This window comes from Marinovum algicola, from assembly GCF_900109145.1.
Taxonomy (GTDB): domain Bacteria; phylum Pseudomonadota; class Alphaproteobacteria; order Rhodobacterales; family Rhodobacteraceae; genus Marinovum; species Marinovum algicola.
This window is the reverse complement of record NZ_FNYY01000026.1, coordinates 1-16,542: the sequence shown is the minus strand read 5'-3', so window position 1 is coordinate 16,542 and position 16,542 is coordinate 1. Positions and strand designations below refer to the sequence as shown.

Annotated in this window: 13 protein-coding genes; 8 read left to right on the top strand and 5 right to left on the bottom strand. The window is 67.1% G+C overall.

Going from position 1 to position 16,542, the window contains the following annotated elements:
* Positions 1 to 20: 20 nt before the first annotated feature.
* Positions 21 to 1,163, top strand: a complete 1,143-nt coding sequence (locus BMW90_RS22780) for an AMP-binding protein (RefSeq protein WP_074839599.1) — start codon at positions 21 to 23, stop codon at positions 1,161 to 1,163.
* Positions 1,160 to 2,245 carry a thiolase family protein gene (locus tag BMW90_RS22775; protein WP_074839596.1) on the top strand — a complete coding sequence of 362 codons (1,086 nt, stop codon included), beginning with the start codon at positions 1,160 to 1,162 and terminating at the stop codon, positions 2,243 to 2,245. The genes BMW90_RS22780 and BMW90_RS22775 overlap by 4 nt, the downstream gene beginning before the upstream one ends.
* Positions 2,246 to 2,321: 76 nt before the next feature.
* Here BMW90_RS22775 and BMW90_RS22770 read toward each other — a convergent pair whose 3' ends face one another.
* From BMW90_RS22770 to BMW90_RS22755, 4 genes are all read right to left on the bottom strand, one after another.
* Positions 2,322 to 3,527 (bottom strand): LL-diaminopimelate aminotransferase, encoded by a 1,206-nt coding sequence (locus BMW90_RS22770; protein WP_048533978.1) that lies wholly within the window; start codon positions 3,525 to 3,527, stop codon positions 2,322 to 2,324.
* A gap of 110 nt (positions 3,528 to 3,637) precedes the next feature.
* Positions 3,638 to 4,027, bottom strand: coding sequence for a DUF3307 domain-containing protein (locus BMW90_RS22765; protein WP_074839594.1), 390 nt, complete (start codon positions 4,025 to 4,027; stop codon positions 3,638 to 3,640).
* A complete protein-coding gene (locus BMW90_RS22760; RefSeq protein WP_074839591.1) occupies positions 4,024 to 4,872 on the bottom strand; it encodes a class I SAM-dependent methyltransferase in 849 nt (282 codons plus the stop codon). Before BMW90_RS22760 ends, BMW90_RS22765 begins: the two co-directional genes overlap by 4 nt.
* Positions 4,869 to 8,156 (bottom strand): adenylate/guanylate cyclase domain-containing protein, encoded by a 3,288-nt coding sequence (locus BMW90_RS22755; RefSeq protein ID WP_074839589.1) that lies wholly within the window; start codon positions 8,154 to 8,156, stop codon positions 4,869 to 4,871. The genes BMW90_RS22760 and BMW90_RS22755 overlap by 4 nt, the downstream gene beginning before the upstream one ends.
* Before the next feature lie 156 nt (positions 8,157 to 8,312).
* Between BMW90_RS22755 and BMW90_RS22750 the strand changes: the two genes are divergently transcribed.
* Genes BMW90_RS22750 through BMW90_RS22735 form a run of 4 tightly spaced genes read left to right on the top strand, consistent with a single transcriptional unit; the run spans position 8,313 to position 12,881 of the window.
* Positions 8,313 to 9,836, top strand: coding sequence for a multicopper oxidase family protein (locus BMW90_RS22750; protein ID WP_074839587.1), 1,524 nt, complete (start codon positions 8,313 to 8,315; stop codon positions 9,834 to 9,836).
* A complete protein-coding gene (locus BMW90_RS22745; RefSeq protein WP_083416168.1) occupies positions 9,833 to 10,831 on the top strand; it encodes a phytochelatin synthase family protein in 999 nt (332 codons plus the stop codon). The genes BMW90_RS22750 and BMW90_RS22745 overlap by 4 nt, the downstream gene beginning before the upstream one ends.
* A complete protein-coding gene (locus BMW90_RS22740; RefSeq protein WP_048533014.1) occupies positions 10,831 to 11,277 on the top strand; it encodes a hypothetical protein in 447 nt (148 codons plus the stop codon). The genes BMW90_RS22745 and BMW90_RS22740 overlap by 1 nt, the downstream gene beginning before the upstream one ends.
* Complete coding sequence (locus BMW90_RS22735) at positions 11,274 to 12,881, top strand: GMC family oxidoreductase (protein WP_074839584.1); 1,608 nt, start codon at positions 11,274 to 11,276, stop codon at positions 12,879 to 12,881. Before BMW90_RS22740 ends, BMW90_RS22735 begins: the two co-directional genes overlap by 4 nt.
* 2 nt (positions 12,882 to 12,883) lie before the next feature.
* Here BMW90_RS22735 and BMW90_RS22730 read toward each other — a convergent pair whose 3' ends face one another.
* Positions 12,884 to 14,083 (bottom strand): ROK family transcriptional regulator, encoded by a 1,200-nt coding sequence (locus tag BMW90_RS22730; RefSeq protein WP_048533018.1) that lies wholly within the window; start codon positions 14,081 to 14,083, stop codon positions 12,884 to 12,886.
* Between the two features lie 175 nt (positions 14,084 to 14,258).
* Between BMW90_RS22730 and BMW90_RS22725 the strand changes: the two genes are divergently transcribed.
* Both BMW90_RS22725 and BMW90_RS22720 read left to right on the top strand, forming a co-directional pair.
* Entirely contained in the window at positions 14,259 to 15,278 is a 1,020-nt protein-coding gene (locus BMW90_RS22725; protein WP_074839582.1) for a sugar ABC transporter substrate-binding protein, read from the top strand.
* A gap of 347 nt (positions 15,279 to 15,625) precedes the next feature.
* Positions 15,626 to 16,542: ABC transporter permease (locus tag BMW90_RS22720; protein WP_074839580.1), on the top strand; the 917-nt coding region annotated here is incomplete at its 3' end.

Below are 16,542 nucleotides of genomic sequence, written 5' to 3'. Positions count from 1 at the left end.
GGATGTGCCAGAACGGGGCGATGCAAGAGAGCTTTGTCATATCGCCGCAGAGCGCCCTGCTGACGCCAGAGGCGCGCGGGCTCGCTGCGCTGGTCCAAGCCCTCCGGCACGGCGGCGCGCTGCATCTGTCACAGGCAGCGGGGCCGCTGGCCATGGACGGTCCGCCGATGCTGTTCTGCGAGACCTCCGGGTCCTCGGGCGCGCCCAAGGTGATCCGGCGACGGCCCGAAAGCTGGCAGCGCTCGTTCGAGGTGACCGCAGGGCTCTTTGGCCTCGGCCCCGCCGCGCGCTATGCCTGCTTTGGCGATCTTGGCCATTCGCTCACGCTCTACGCCCTGCTCGAAGCGTTTCATCTCGGCGCCGATGTGGCGGCGCTGGCCGGAATGCGGCCCCGCGCGCAGGCGCAATATCTGGCCACGGGGCGGATCAGCGTGATCTATGCGACACCGACACAGCTGCGGCTGCTGCTGCGCGGCGCCGCGACGGCGGGGATCGCGGAATTCCCCGCGCTGCGCCATATCTTCTGCGGCGGCGGCGCGCTCGACAGCGCGTTGCAGGGCCAGCTTCGGGCGCGGTTCGAGACGGCCGATCTGCGGGTTTTCTTTGGCGCCAGCGAGACCAGTTTCATCACCATGAGCGAGGCCGGCACGCCCGCCGGATCGGTCGGCCGCGCCTATCCCGGCGTAGACTTGCGGATCGATGCGCCGGCGGGCGAAACCGGCGAGATCTGGGTCGCCAGCCCCTATCTCTTCGACGGCTACGCCAGCGGCGCCGCTGCCGACACCCGGCGCGCGGGCCGCTGGCTGAGCATCGGCGAGATGGGCTATCTCGACGCGGCCGGCCATCTGTTCCTGCGCGGCCGCAAGAGCCGCATGGTCACCGTCGCAGATCACAATGTCTTTCCCGAGGAAATCGAGGCGGTGGTGGCAGGGCAGCCCGGCGTCTCGGCCTGCGCGGTGGTACCCCGCCCCGATGCCGCAAGGGGCCACCGGATGATCGCCTTCGTCCAGGGCACCGCGCCGGAGGCGGCCCTGCGCGCCGCCTGCCGCGCCGTCCTGCCGCCGCAGGCCGTGCCGCAGCGCTTCATCCGCATTGATGCCCTGCCCCTCCTGCCGGCCGGCAAGCCCAACCTCGCGGCCTTGGCCAGAAGGGCCGAGGCATGAGCCACATCCTCGCCGCCCGCCGCAGCGCCGTGGCGCCGCGCAACGGCGCCTTCGCCACGCTGGAGCCGCACGACATCGCCACACCGGTGATCGACGCCCTGCTGGCTGATGCCGGCCTTGCCCCCGAGGATATAGGCGAGTTGATCCTGTCAAACGCCCTCGGCGCCGGCGGCAATCCGGCGCGCGTCACCGCCCTGGCGGCGGGCCTGCCGCAGCGCGTCGCCGGGCTCACCATCGACCGGCAATGCGCCGGCGGCCTCGACGCGCTGCTGCTCGCCGCGGCCATGGTGCAAAGCGGCCTGCATGAGGTGGTGATCGCCGGCGGCGCCGAAAGCTATTCCCGCCGCCCGCAGCGCTTGCGCAGCTTCGCCGACGGCCGCCCGCCCGAACCCTACGACCAGGCCCGCTTCACCCCCTGGCCGGAACGTGACCCCGGCATGGCAGAAGCCGCCGACCGCCTGGCACGAGACCAGGGGATCAGCCGCGAGACACAGGACACCTGGGCCATCGAAAGCCACCGCAAGGCGCTCGCCGCCACAGCTCCCGGCATCGTCGAGATCGCCGGCCTCACCAGAGATCCCTTCACCCGCGCCCTCACCCCCCGGCTCTGCGCCCGCGCACCACAGGTCCATGGCACGATCACCGCCGCCAACATGGCCGTGGCCGCCGATGCCGCGGCCTTCGTTCTGGTGGTGTCAGAGCGTGTGGCCCAGGGCCGCCAAAGCGCCGGGATCATCGCCGGCAGAACCCTCGGCGGCCCCCCGGACATGCCCGGCCTCGCCCCGGTGGCCGCCATAGAAGCTGTCCTGGAGGGCACCCCGGCTAACACGCTGATAAGCGCCGAGATCATGGAAGCCTTTGCCGTCCAGGCCATCGCCTGCCAACAGGGCGCGCAGCTCCCCCGAGAGATCGTCAACCGCGATGGCGGCGCCCTGGCCCGTGGGCATCCCATAGGCGCCAGCGGCACGATTCTCGCGGTCGACCTGTTTCACCAGCTGCGCAAGACGCCCGGCACCGGCCTCGCCGCCATCGCCTCCGCCGGCGGCCTCGGCACCGCCCTGCTTCTGCGCACCCAGGGCTGATCCAAGTCCCCTGGTCTTCTTCTCTTTGAAAATACCGCCGGGGGGTCCGGGGGGCTGGCCCCCCGGGTCTCGGGTCTCAGTCCCCCTGCGCCGGGGTGTTGATCCCCATCTTCTGGAAGTAGCGCTTGATGTTGCGCGCCGCCTGGCGGATGCGCTGCTCGTTCTCGACCATGGCGATGCGCACATAGCCCTCGCCGCGCGGGCCATAGCCGATGCCCGCCGCCACCGCGACATTGGCATTGGTCAGCAACTCCTTGGAAAACTCGAGCGATCCCATATGCGCCAGCGCCGGCGGCAGCGGCGCCCAGGCGAACATCGAGGCGGCCGGCGCAGGAATGTCCCACCCGGCGCGGGCAAAGCTTTCGACCATCACGTCGCGGCGCTTCTGATAGCGGGCGCGGTTCTCGGCCACGATGTCCTGCGGCCCGTTCAGCGCGGCGCAGGCGGCGGCCTGGATCGGAGTGAATGCGCCATAATCGAGATAGGATTTCACCCGCGTCATCGCCGCGATCAGCTTGGGGTTGCCGACGGCAAAGCCCATGCGCCAGCCGGCCATGGAATAGCTCTTCGACAGCGAGGTGAATTCCACCGCCACATCCTTGCCGCCCGGCACCTCGAGGATCGAGCGTGTCGGCTTGCCGTCATAGTAGAGCTCGGAATAGGCCAGGTCGGAGATCACATAGAGATTGTTGTCCTTGGCAAAGGCCACGAGGCGTTCGTAAAACGCCAGGTCCACCGTCTCGGCGGTCGGGTTCGACGGGTAGTTGACCACCAGCACCTTGGGCTTGGGCCGACAATCGGCGACGGCTTTCTCGAGGCTCTCGAAATAGAACTCGTCCGGTGTCGTCGGCACCGCGTGGATCGTGGCGCCGGCCATGATGAAGCCGAAGGTATGGATCGGATACGACGGATCGGGCGCCAGCACCACGTCGCCCGGCGCGGTAATCGCGGTGGCGAGCGAGGCCAGCCCCTCTTTCGAGCCCATGGTCACCACCACTTCGGTCTCGGGATCGAGTTCGACATTGAAGCGGGTGCCGTAGTAATTGGCCTGCGCCCGGCGCAGGCCGGGGATGCCCTTGGATTGGGAATAGCCGTGGGCGTCGGGCTTCGAAGCCACTTCGATCAGCTTGTCGATGACGTGCTGCGGCGGCGGAAGATCGGGGTTGCCCATGCCGAGATCGATCACATCCTCACCCTTGCGCCGCGCCGCCGCGCGCATCGCGTTGATCTCGGCGATGACATAGGGCGGCAGAAGGCTCAGGCGGTAGAATTCATCGGACATGGCAGTATTTCGGTTGTTGTTGGGATGATGCGCCATGGCTTACCCGCCGTCGCCGCCGGTTGATAGCCCGATTCAGGACCAGAGCCGTCCGAAATGGCGAATATTTTCCCTCAGGTCAGCGTGACCACCACCAGGGCCGCCATGCCGAGGTAAGTCAGATGGTGCAGGAACTGGTCCAGACCCAGCGCCAGCCAGAAGCGCGGATCGGCGGTGGTCAATGCCTGCCGGCGCAGCCAGCGTTCCTTGGCCCAGTCGAGATGGTAATGCAGCACCGTCTCGGCCAGGGCGAGCCCGGCCAGAACGCCGGCCCCCACCCCGGTCAGCGCCAGAAGCCCGAAGCTCAGCGCGCCATGGATGCCGGCATGCACCAGGCCGCCGGGGTGGCCGTAGCGGCCCTTGCCGCTCAGCATGAAGGGGGTCTGCAACAGGTAGTCGCCGGCCAGATGCTTGACCTGGAAACCGAGGAGAAGGAGCAGAAGCCATTGCGCCTCGGCGCTCATGGCGCAACCGCGCGATAAAACGCCATGGTGCCCGGCATGTCGATGCCGCCGCCGGCATCGACAAAGGCGGAGAACGCCTCGCGGATCTCGCCGGCGATATGGGCCTTTTGCGCCGCACCGGGTTGTTTCAGGCGATAGAGCGTCGAAATCGGGCCGACGTAAGCCAGTGTCTGCATCAGCGCGTCCAGTCCTCCGGGATGGCGGATTGCGATGGTCTCTTGCCATCCTTCCACCTGACGATAGCCCGCCTGACGCAACAGGCCTGTTACATAGGTCACATCGGCGAAGGCCAGCGGGCCGGGCGGCGGTGTTTCGCCGAGCGGCGGGGACGGCAGCGGGCCAAGGTGCCGTTCGGCAACGCCGAGGGGCAGGGAAAACCACGGGTTGCCCCGCGCCGCCCAGCCGTTGAAGACGATCACCCCGCCCGAGGTCAGCCGCCGGCGCAGGCGTGTCAGCGCCACTACCGGATCGGAAAAGAACATCATGCCGACATGGGCGGCGCAGATGTCGAAGCCGGCGGCATCGAGCGCATCGGTCTGGATGTCGCATTTGGCAAAGGCGAGGTCGCCCCGGCCTTCGGCGCGGGCCCGCGCCAGGCGCAGCAACGGCTCCGAGACATCGAGGCCAAGCACCCGCCCGCCGGGGGCAACCGCATGGGCCAGCGCCAGGCTGAAACTGCCGGCACCGCTGCCGATCTCGAGCACCTGGCGGCCCGGCGCCAGCGGCAGCAGCGCCGCCAGCCGCCGCATCGACTGCCCCAGTAAGAGATCGAGATCGGGCTGGTGTTCGGCCCAATCGGCGCCGGACTGGCCGTTCCAGACGTCATGCGTGGCCCGGTTGCTCACCCGGCCCGTTCCCGGATTGTCGCCAGCGCCGCGCGGGCGTCGGCAAGGTCTGCGGTGGTCATTTCTGCCGGAAACCGCGCCAGGGCCTCGGCCAGCGCCCCGGCCCGGCCCGGATTGATCCGGCTGGCCGAGACATGCGCGCGCAGGGCGCAGAACACCGAGGCCTGTTCTTCCGCCACCGCCAAGGCCTGATCGATGTGCCAGAGCCCCTCGGGCACCTGCCCGCGCTGGGCCAGCAACTCGCCATGCACCCGCAGCACCTCGGGGCGGACAAGGTTTTCCTGGCTGCGTTCGAGCGCGGCCAGAGATTGCCGGGACATTTCCCAAGCCTCGTCCGGAAGGGCGCAATCTTGCGCCAGCCCGGCGCGCAGGGTGAGATAGAGTGGTTGCAGCATGTGGCTGCCCGAGGCGTTGTAGCAGTCAAAGCCGGCGTCGATCTGGCTGCGGCCACGGTCATGATCGCCCAGCCGACAAAGCCCCCAGCCCAAAAGAATCCGCCCCACCCCTTCGTGGAACGGAAACTCGAAACGTTCGGCCAGCGCGGCCGCCTCTTGCGCGGTGGGCAGCAGCCGGTCGAAATCCTGCATCAGGTGATAGGTAAAGGCCGAAAAGGTCAGCGACCGGGCGAGCGAGAACGGGTGTTCGATCCGCCGGGCGATCGAGAGCATCTCGTCACAGCAGCGCAGCGCAGCCTCGGGTTCGCCGAGATACCACAGCCCGCTGCTCAAATAGGCCATGCAGCCCAGCCCCGGATCATCGCCGTAGAGTGCGATATTGCCGGCGCCGTCGCCCTTGGCATAGCCGGCGATGGCCTCTTCCAGGTGGCCCCGCGCCGCGCGCAGGTTGCCCAGCATGAAGGCGGTGGCGCCTAGCGCGCGCCGGGCCTCGAGCGACAGCGCGGCATCGGGCGCGGCATCGCCGGTCAGCGCCATCATCTCCTGCGCCACCTTTTCGGCGGCGATGTATTGCGCGCTCATCTGGCGGTACATCCAAAGCCCGCGGCGCACGGCAAAGCGGTCGGAGGGATGCCCGACACTATCGGCCAGCGCGGCCGCCTCGGCATAAAGCGCGCCGACCGTTTCGGCGCCATACCCGTCGTGCGACGACAGCACCGGCCCCAGTGCCAACAGCATCGCCAGCCGGCGAGCGTCGCGGTCGCGCCCGGCGGGCAGCTTGTCAAGCAGGCTCAGGCCCCGGCGGAAATGCTCGATCGCCTCGCCCTGGGCCGACCGCCGCGCGGCGCGGATGCCGGCGCCCTTCCAGCGTTCCACCGCCTCGGAATAGCGCTCGGCCGCGGTCAGGTGGTTGGCCAGCACACGGTCATCCGCGGTCGGGCTGAGCGCCAGGGTATCGGCCACCGCACCGTGGATCGCGCGCCGCCGCGACTTCGGCTGCGACTGATACGCCGCCTCTTGAATGAGCGCGTGGCGAAAGATGTAGCGGGTGTCGCCGGCCTCGATCGGCTCGATCAGCGCGAGGGCTTCCAGCGTGTCCAGCAAGGCCGCCAGATCGACCGAGTCCCGGCCGGTCACCCGGGCCAGAACTCCGGGATCGAAGATCCGCCCGATGCAGCTTGCCACCTGCGCCACCGGCCGCGCATCGCCCGCCGATTCAAGCCGCGCCGCCAGCACCCCCTGCAAGGTCGCGGGGATGGTCAGCGTGGCGGCGTCACCACTGCCGTCGCCGGCGCGCTTGATCACGTCGCGGGTCAGCTCCGAAACGAACAGCGGCACCCCGTCAGAGGCCTCGACGATCCGATCGCGCACCTCCGGCGCCAGCCCGGCCGAAAGCTGCGCCACCATGCGTTCGGCCGCGCCCCGGCCCAGCCGCGACAGCTCGATCCGGCGCACCGGCCCGTGATGTGCCCAGCCCGGCGCATATTGCGGCCGCGCGCTGGCGAGGATGACCAGAGGCAGATCGGCGGCGGATTCGGCCAGATGGCCGAGCAGCTGATCGCTCAGCGGATCGGTCCAATGCATGTCTTCGAAGACCAGAACCATCGGCGCATGGGCGCAATCGGCGCGCAGGATCTGCGCGATGGCCTCGAACCAGGCCGAACGGCGCAGCTCGGCTGATTGCACCAGTGGCGCAGGATCGAGATCGAGCAGATCGCCGAGACCGCTCAGATAGACCTCGGACGGCAGCCCCTGGTGCGCTGCCAGCGCGGCAAAGCCGTCGCGCCGCTGACCGACCGGGGCATCGGGCAGCACGCCCGCCCGCTCGTAGAGCCACGCCACCATCGGGTAGAGCGTGGCATTGTCGTTGTAGGGCCAGCACTGAAGCTCGTGCCCCTGCCCGCCGCTGCTGCGGCAGGCGCGCAGGAAATGCGCACTCAGGTGGCTCTTGCCGATACCGGCCTCGCCTTCGAGCAGCACGATGCGCAGACCGGCGCCTTCGACCACCTCCTGCCACCAACCGGCAAGCCGGCTGAGCGGCCGGGCGCGGCCCTCGATCGGCGCCTCGCCGAGCCGCGCATTGCGCGCCCGGCCCGGCATCGACTGGATCGAGGCTCCGTCAAGCCGCACCACGCCGACCTCCGAGGTGAAACCCTTGACCAGATGCGGCCCCAGATCGGTCATCGCAAAGCGCGGCTCGGGCAAAAGCGCCGCCGTCGCGCTGTCGATCAGCACTTCGCCGGGAGCGGCCAGCGCCTCGAGCCGCGCGGCCAGGTTCGGTGTCTTGCCGAACACGGTATCGAGCCGGAGCGACCCGGATTCGACCTTGCGCCCGGCCAGTACCAGCCCGGTGGCCATGCCGACCCGCACCCGCAGCGGCAGGCCCGAGGGGGCCAGCAGCTTGGCCGCCGCGCCGATCAGCGCCAACGAAGCATGGGCGGCGCGCTGCGGCGCATCCTCATGGGCCTGCGGCCAGCCGAAGTAGATCAGCAGCCCGTCGCCGAGGTAATTGCCCACATGCCCGCCCCAGCGCGCCACTTCGATTCGGCAGGTTTCGACAAACCGGGCGATCAGCGCCTCGAGGTCTTCGGGATCCATCGCCGTGGCCAGCCCGGTGAAATCCACCAGATCGCAGAACAACACGGTGATCTGTCGCCGCTCGCCCGAATCCGGCCGGGCCGACGGCAGGGTCCGGGCCAGGCCGTCGCCAGCCTCGCGGAACTCTGCAATCGCCTTGAGCACCCGTTTGCGCGCGCCCAGCGGCAGGCCGATTTCGCGCAGATCAGCACCGGTCAGCGTCTCGAGAATATCGAGGCCGATTTCGTGCTCTGCAAAGCGCGCCACGTATTTTTCGAGCCCATGGCTGCGAAGCCAGTCTTCAACCTGCAATCGGACCACCTGCCGATCTCAAACGAGATTTCCAAGTAAAGGTATTTAAAGTGATATTCATCACACTTATAACTGGTTACGCCGGATAACGGTATATAGGTAAGTCGCTTTTTTAAATCGATGGTGACAAAATGGGCGGCAACAGGGGGCAGGCCCATGCACAATCGCAGGCAGATATTGGCACTTGGCGCCGGCGGCGCGGCGCTGGGCGCTGTGGCCGCCGTCGGCTGGTCGGGGGATGCGCTGGCGGGCTTTGGCCTTGGCGGGCCCGGCGATCTGGCCAATCCGGCCGAGATCCGCAGTGAGGCCGGCGTCTTGCGGGCGACCCTGCGCCCGACGCTCTCTCAGGCGCTGGTTGACGACAAACCCCGTAAATTGCGGCGCTATAACCGAGGGTTGCCCGGCCCGACGCTGCGCGTCCACCCCGGCGACGTAATGGAAATCCGGCTTGAAAACGGGCTTCCGCAGAACCCGCTTGCGTTGCCCGAGCTTGCCGATTCGCCGTTCCTGAGCGCCGCGGATCTTTGCGGTCCACAGGGTATGGGCCATGTCGCACCACATGATCTCAACACCACCAATCTTCACTTTCACGGCATGCACGTAAGCCCCAAGGGCGCCAGCGACAATGTTTTTCTCACTGTCGAGCCGGGCGGAGCATTCAACTACCGCGTGCAAATCCCCCAAAACCACCCTGTCGGTAGTTTCTGGTATCACCCGCATTGGCATGGCTCTGTCGCGGCACAGATCGGCAGTGGAATGGCGGGGCTGATTCTCGTCGAACCCGAAGATTATCTGCCCGCCGGACTGCCCGAACGGCAGATCGTGATCCAGACCGTGATCGGCAGCGACGCGGCAGCGTTTGACGACCCGAGGCAATTCATGTCGCTCGGCGCGCCGCGGATCTTCACCCTGAACGGCCAATACCGCCCCACCCTGCGGCTGCGCCAGGGCGAGCGTCAGTTCTGGCGCATGCTCCTGGCCAATGATTTCCAGTTTTGCCCACTGAATTTCAAGGCTATGGGCCTCGGGGCCATTCTGGTCGGCCGGGATGGCATACCCCTGCATGAACCGAAACCGGTGAACAGCCTGCTCCTGTCACCCGGCAACCGGTTCGATGTGGTGGTCGAGGGGCTGGCGCCCGGTCTGCATGACATGGAGCGCCAGCCCTATCGCCACGGACTTGTCGATCTTGACGCGCGGACCATCGCCCAGGTGCATGTGGAGCCCGGCGGCGCGTCCTCGGGCCTGATGCCCGCGCCGGCGGCCACTCCGCCCGACATCACCGACGCCGAGATCAGCCGCAAGCGGCGGGTGGTTCTGGGCGAGCGCAAGGATCCGCGCGCCATCTTCGATACCGCCTTCACCATCGACGGCCAGTCCTATGACCCCGACACTTGGCACCTGACCCCGAAACTGGACACCGCCGAGGAATGGACCTTCGTCAACACCACCGCCTATCCGCATCCGATGCACATCCACATCAACCCGTTCCAGGTGGTGGCAATCAACGGGAAGCCGGTGGCAGAGCGGCCCTGGCATGACACCTTCGTGGTGCCGGCGGCCGGGACGCTGACGATCCGGTCACGGTTCGAGGATTTCGACGGCGATTTCGTCACCCATTGCCACATCCTGCCGCATGAGGACGCGGGCATGATGATGAATGTAAGGATTTTGCCATGAGCCTTCCGCGCCCGACCCTGCCGGCCCTCGCCCTTGTCGTGCTTGGCGCCTCGCCGGCGCTTGCCGCGCCCCAAGTCGATGCCCAGACCTGCCTGAGCTGTCATTCCGTCGACGGCGTTGCCCAAATCGATCACATCCCGATCATCCACGGCCAGTCGCAGACCTATTTGCGCAACGCCCTGCACGCCTACAAATCCGGTCAGCGCAGCGGCGGCACGGCGGATGTGATGCAGGCCATCGCGCAACAGCTCTCGGATGCCGAGATCGACCGATTGGCCGAGTTCTTCGGCACCGAAGCCTCGGTGGTCAGCGCCGCGCCGGTGACGCATCTGGTCAAGGCCTCGGCCGAGGGCGCCGACGACCGCCTTGTCTACCTCACCACCGAAGAGGGCGGCGCCCGTGTGGTGCAGAGCCGGTTCAACCACGATTATTTCCGCGTGGCGCCCTATCTGGAGAGCGAGAAATTCCTGACTTTCTGTTCGATCGCCAGCATGGCGGCGGTGCTCAATTCCTACGAGGACGCGGTGCAGCGGCCCATCGATCCCAAGCGCTATCCCTACCCCTATTTCACCCAGGAAAACCTGTTCAACGCGGCCAACCAACAGGTCAAGAGCTTTGAAGGCGTGGTGACCGACGGGCTGACGCTCGACGAGATCGGCCAGTACCTGACCCATCTTGATGTGCAGCCGACCACGGTCTTTGCCGATGAAAATGACGAGGCGCAGATGCGCAGCGTCATCCTCGACGGCCTGTCGGACCCGAACAGCCGGGTGATCCTGAACTACAATCGCGGCATCGTCGGCCAGGATGGCGAGGGCCATGTCTCGCCCATTGCCGCCTATCACGAACCAAGCGATTCGGTGCTGGTTCTCGACGTGGCGGGGTACAAGTATCCGCCGGCCTGGATTCCGATGCCGCTGCTCTACAAGGCAATGCTCGACAAGGATAGCGCCTCGAACCGCTCGCGCGGGCTGGCGCTTGTGAGGACTTTCTGATGCAGCGCCTGGCCCGCCGCGACGTGATCCGCATCCTTGGCGCCGCCATGGCGCTGGCCCCGGCCGGCGCCAGGGCGCGGCTGGGGGTCGAGGACGATCTGGCGGTGTTTCGCGACATCATCCGCGCCATCGGCGGCACGACCTATATGCCGCCGCTGCTGCTCGAGGCCTGCGAGACCGAGTTCGCCCGCGCCTTTGGCACCGAGGCGATATTCGGCCTGGTGGCGCTGGCGCGGCGGCGCCCCGATCTCGAGGCGATGAGCCAGGCGGCCAGCCTGCGCGCCGGCGACCAGATGCGCTGGATCGCCACCTTTCTCTTTACCGGCGAGGTCGATGGCAAGGTGACGTACTACGACTATTGCCTCGGCTGGCAGGCGCTGACATTCGCCACCGCGCCGGGGCTTTGTGGCGGGCCCTTCGGCCATTGGCAGGAGCCCGAGCGATGACGACGCCCGTGCCGGAAACCGTCGATGTTCTGGTGGTGGGCGCCGGCATGGCCGGGTCGCATCTGGCGCTGGAACTGGCACAGGCCGGGCGGCAGGTCACGGTGCTCGAGGCCGGGCCGAAAAAGCCGCGTCATGACTGGATGTCGATCTTCACCAGAAACCCGGTCAAGGGCCCGCAGGCGCCTTATCCGTCGAACCCCTGGGCGCCGCATCCCGAGGATGGCGGCTATGCCACCTTCTATGACCAGGCCGGGCCGATGGAGTTTGTCGGCGCCTACCTGCGGATCTACGGCGGCTCGACCTGGCATTGGACCGGCTTTGCCGACCGGCTGCGCCCGGCCGATTTCCGCATGAAGAGCACCTATGGCGTCGGCCTCGACTGGCCGGTCGGCTACGAGGAGCTGACACCCTATTACGCCCGCGCCGAGAAGATCTGGGGGGTCGCCGGCAGCATGGAACACACCTGGGGCGCCCCCCGGAGCGAGCCCTATCCGATGCCGCCGATCCCGGCCTCCTACATGGACAGCCGCGTCGATATCGCGCTGAAACAAATGGGCCTGCATTCCGGCATCTTCAGCCACGCCCGCAACTCGGTGCAATTCGACGGTCGCCCGCCCTGCTGCGGCAACAACACCTGCGTGCCGATCTGTCCTGTCGGCGCCAAGCTCGACGGCTCGGTGATCGCCGACAAGGCCGAGGCGGCAGGGACGCAGATCATCACCGAGGCGGTGGTGACGATGATCCACGTCGCGCCCGACGGTCGCGTCAGCGGCGTCGACGTGCGCCGCCCCGACGGCAGCGAAGCCCGCGTCACCGCCAATGTCTATGCGCTCTGCTGCCATGCGATCGAGAACCCTCGGCTGCTGCTGATGTCGGCGCAGGAAAACGCGCCCAGGGGCGTGGCCAACGGCTCTGACGCGGTGGGGCGCTATCTGATCACCCAGGCCAACCAGGACACCAAGGGCGTGACCCGCGACCCGGTCTTTCCCTATCGCGGGCCGCAACAGACCTCGGGGCTGATAGAGCTGCGCGACGGCGATTTCCGGTCGTCACATGCGGCCATCGGCACCAGTTTCATGAACTCCGGCCATTCCGGCAATTCCGACGGCACCGATGTGGCACGGGAGCTGATCCGCAAGGGATACATGGGCCAGGCGCTGGTCCGCGAACTCAATCGCATCGTGTCGCGGCATTTGCGGCTCAATTCCAGCGGCGAGATCCTGCCCGACCCCGAAAACCGGCTGACGCTCTCGGACGAGGTTGACAGCGCCGGCCTGCCGAAGGCGCGCATTGCCTACAACATCGATGCGTACACCCACGCCGGCATGGAAATTTCCCGGAAGATCAACACCGAGGTGCTGCAACGGCTGGGCTCGTCCGAGATCACCTCGAACGAGGTGTATCTCTCGAACGCGATCATCGGCGGCACGGCGCGCATGGGCGACGATCCGAACACCTCGGTGGTCACCGCGCATCAGCAGGCGCACCAGCACCCCAATCTCTACATCCTGGGGTCGTCGGCGCATGTGACCATGCCGGTCAACGCCCCGACGCTGACCATTGCCGCGCTGGCGATGCGCACGGCAGAGCATATTCTGGGATAGGTTCAGACGCTGGAGTTCAACATGCCCGAGCCGAGGAAATACTGCGAGGCGATCGGGCGATAGGCGGCGCCCAGCACGCGGGCATTGGCGCCGACCTCGCCCTCGGCGAACTCCGGCCGGTAAAGGCCGATGGTCTCGATGTCCTGTGCCAGGGCGGCCACGCGCCGGACCAGCCGGGCGCGCACCGCCGCCGGAAAGGCGCCGTCGATCAGCACCGCCTCGAAGTCGATCACCGCGCAGCAGGACAGCGCCGCCATCGCCAACTCCTGCGCCGCCATCTCGATCCAGGGGCCGAGCTGATGTTCGAAATCGGCCCAGTCGGCGCCCTGGGTCCAGAGCAGGCTGGGGTCGCCGCCGGCCTCGCGGATCGCGGCTTCGAGCCAGAAGATCGACGCCCGGTCCATCAGCTGCGCCGGCCGGCCCTTGGCATCGCGGGTGATCAGCGACCCGAGCGCGCCGGCGTTTTCCCGGTGGCCCTCGAAGACCGCGCCGTTCATCACCACCCCACCGCCGGCAAAGGCGCCGATGAAGAAATAGGCGTAATCGCGGAACTTGCGACCCTGGCCAAAGGTGTTCTCGGCATAACAGGCCGAGGTGGCATCATTGACCAGCGAAATCGGCAGCTCGGTGAAAGCCGCCATTTCCTTGACGATGTCCCGACCATGCCAGGAGTCGTAAGAGCGGTCGTCGGCGCCGATGATCTCGTGCCGTTTCCAGAGCTCGAACGGCGCGGCGATGCCGATGCCGCAGATCAGCGCGCGCTGTTCCGGCGCAAGATCGGCCGACATCGCGGCGATCCCGTCCTGAAGAAAGGCAAGCAAGGCATCCGGGTCGGGGAAATGATACTGCACCTGGGTCTGCGCCCGCACCGCGCCCATCAGATCCATCAACGCCAGGTCGGCCGAGCGGCGGCCGATCTTGAGCCCGAAGGAAAAGCTGCCGGCGGGATTGAGCGCCATCGGAATGCGCGGCTTGCCGACCCGGCCGCGCTGCGGCGCGCCTTTGATCAGCAGCCCATCCGCCTCGAGCGAGCGCAGGATCACCGACACTGTCTGCGCCGAGAGGTTGGATTGCCGCGCCATGTCGCTGCCCGGCATCGGCCCCAGACGCTGGATCATCGACAGCAACAGCCGTTCATTATAGTCGCGTACACCGCTCTGGTTCACACCACTGCTGAAGCTTCGACTGTTTTCCTGCGTCATGAATCACCCCTCCCAACTCTATAAACTTTACACGCGTCAATTAATAAATCAAAATGATTTATTAATTGACGCTGCGTCGCGAATCAGGTTGTATTGCCTTGTTCTCGCTCAGCATGGGCGAGACGGGAGGGCCGGTCCAGTGACCGGCACGAGATTATGTCTTTGGGAGGACACCATGAAAAAGCTTCTTCTCGGTACCGCCGTGACCTGCGCCGGATTTGCCGGTGCGGCCCAGGCGGGCAGCCATTCGGTTTCGGCCTGCCTGATCACCAAAACCGACACCAACCCGTTTTTCGTCAAGATGCGCGAAGGCGCGACCGCCAAGGCGGAAGAGCTCGGCGTCGCGCTGAACTCTTATGCCGGCAAGGTCGATGGCGACAACGAAACCCAGGTTCAGGCGGTCGAAACCTGCATCGCCAATGGCGCCAAGGGCATTCTGATCACCGCCTCCGACACCTCGGGCATCGTGCCCTCGCTGGAGCAGGCCCGCAACGCCGGGCTGCTGGTGATCGCGCTCGACACACCGCTCGATCCGATCGACGCCGCCGACATGACCTTTGCCACCGACAATTTTCTCGCCGGTGAGCTGATCGGCCAATGGGCCGCCGCCAAGCTGGGCGACGAGGCGGCCAATGCTCGCATCGCCATGCTCGACCTCGCCATCAGCCAGCCCACCGTCGGCGTGCTGCGCGACCAGGGCTTCCTTCAGGGCTTCGGCATCGAACTGGGCGACCCCAACAAATGGGGCGACGAAGAGGATGACCGCATCGTCGGCCACGACGTGACCCAGGGCAACGAGGAAGGCGGCCGCCGCGCGATGGAGAACCTGTTGGCCACAGATCCGATGATCAACGTGGTCTACACGATCAACGAACCCGCCGCCGCCGGCGCCTATGAGGCGCTGAAGGCCATCGGCCGCGAGAACGACGTGCTGATCGTCTCGGTCGACGGCGGCTGCCCCGGCGTCGACAATATCGAGGCCGGCGTGATCGGCGCCACCTCGCAGCAATACCCGCTGAAGATGGCGTCGCTGGGCATCGAGGCAATTGCCGCATGGGCCAAGGACGGCACCAAGCCGGAAGCCTCCGAGGGCAAGGACTTCTTCGATACCGGCGTGGCGCTTGTCACCGATCAGCCGGTCGAAGGCGTCGAGTCGATCTCGGTGGCGGAAGGCAAGGACCTCTGCTGGGGCTGAGACAAACGGCCGGGCCGTCTCTGGGCGGTCCGGCCCCACTCCGCAGCCCGCTCTCTGGGCCTGATCGGGGAGCTTGCCCCGGGCTCTGATCCGGGAGCCCGCCCCGGGCTTGATCCGGGAGCCTGCCCCGGGCTTGATCCGGGGCCTGGGGTTGGCCTGGAGGTCCCGGATCAAGCCCGGGACGCGGAGGGCGTCCAGCCAGGACCGGAGCCGTTGCAGGCGCGGTGATTGACGGAACGCCCCGACGACACGCAAGCTGAAACATCGCCGGGCGCGGGCCACCTGCCCGCCCCGTTCCCATTCCTGAACGCCGGGCGGCGTTCGCACTCACATTCCGGGAGGCACCCATGTCCAACGCGGACAATTACGAATCGGCCACCGAGGGAGCGTCGGGCGACGTCGCTTCCTTCGACGCGCCGCACAAGGGCTTCGTGGGCCGGTTCCACGACCTGCTGCATTCCACCCCCGCGCTCGTTCCGCTGATCGTGCTGCTCGCGGCGCTCGTGATCTTTGGCCTTGTGCTGGGCAACAAGTTCTTCTCGCCCTTCGCCATGACGCTGATCCTGCAACAGGTGCAGATCGTCGGTGTGCTAGCCGCCGCGCAGGCGCTGATCATCCTGACCGCCGGAATCGATCTCTCGGTCGGCGCCATCGCGGTGCTCTGCACCGTGGTGATGGGCAAGGTCTCCTTCGACTACGGCCTGCCGCCGGTCTTCGCGGTGATCGCGGGCCTCGCCGTCGGCACCGGCATCGGCGCGGCCAACGGCTGGCTGGTCAGCCGGATGAAACTGCCGCCCTTCATCGTGACGCTGGGCATGTGGCAGATTGTGCTGGCCGCCACCTATCTCTATTCCGCCAATGAAACCATCCGCAGCCAAGACATCGAGGCCGAAGCCCCGTTCCTGCAATTCCTCGGCACCACTTTCGACGTCGGCGGCGCGCGGTTCACGCTCGGCGTCTTCCTGATGATCGCGCTGGTGGCAGCGCTGGCCTATGCGCTGCGCTCGACCGCCTGGGGCCGGCATGTCTATGCGGTGGGCGACGATCCCGAGGCGGCACAGCTCGCCGGTGTCGACGTGCACCGAACGCTGATGTCGGTCTACATGCTGGTGGGCTTCATCTGCGCGCTGGCGGGCTGGGTGATGATCGGTCGGTTCGGCTCGGTGTCGCCCTCGGCCACGACCGGCGTGATCGGCAACATCCAGGCGATCACCGCCGTGGTGATCGGCGGCATCTCGCTCTTTGGCGGGCGCGGCTCGATCCT

Excerpts from the sequence above, each read along its gene's own strand:
- BMW90_RS22745 (WP_083416168.1), top strand. The coding sequence starts at position 9,833 with ATGAGCCTTCCGCGCCCGACCCTGCCGGCCCTCGCCCTTGTCGTGCTT.
- BMW90_RS22775 (WP_074839596.1), top strand. The coding sequence starts at position 1,160 with ATGAGCCACATCCTCGCCGCCCGCCGCAGCGCCGTGGCGCCGCGCAAC.
- BMW90_RS22765 (WP_074839594.1), bottom strand. The coding sequence starts at position 4,027 with ATGAGCGCCGAGGCGCAATGGCTTCTGCTCCTTCTCCTCGGTTTCCAG.
- BMW90_RS22770 (WP_048533978.1), bottom strand. The coding sequence starts at position 3,527 with ATGTCCGATGAATTCTACCGCCTGAGCCTTCTGCCGCCCTATGTCATC.
- BMW90_RS22780 (WP_074839599.1), top strand. The coding sequence starts at position 21 with ATGCAAGAGAGCTTTGTCATATCGCCGCAGAGCGCCCTGCTGACGCCA.
- BMW90_RS22730 (WP_048533018.1), bottom strand. The coding sequence starts at position 14,083 with ATGACGCAGGAAAACAGTCGAAGCTTCAGCAGTGGTGTGAACCAGAGC.
- BMW90_RS22725 (WP_074839582.1), top strand. The coding sequence starts at position 14,259 with ATGAAAAAGCTTCTTCTCGGTACCGCCGTGACCTGCGCCGGATTTGCC.
- BMW90_RS22750 (WP_074839587.1), top strand. The coding sequence starts at position 8,313 with ATGCACAATCGCAGGCAGATATTGGCACTTGGCGCCGGCGGCGCGGCG.
- BMW90_RS22740 (WP_048533014.1), top strand. The coding sequence starts at position 10,831 with ATGCAGCGCCTGGCCCGCCGCGACGTGATCCGCATCCTTGGCGCCGCC.
- BMW90_RS22735 (WP_074839584.1), top strand. The coding sequence starts at position 11,274 with ATGACGACGCCCGTGCCGGAAACCGTCGATGTTCTGGTGGTGGGCGCC.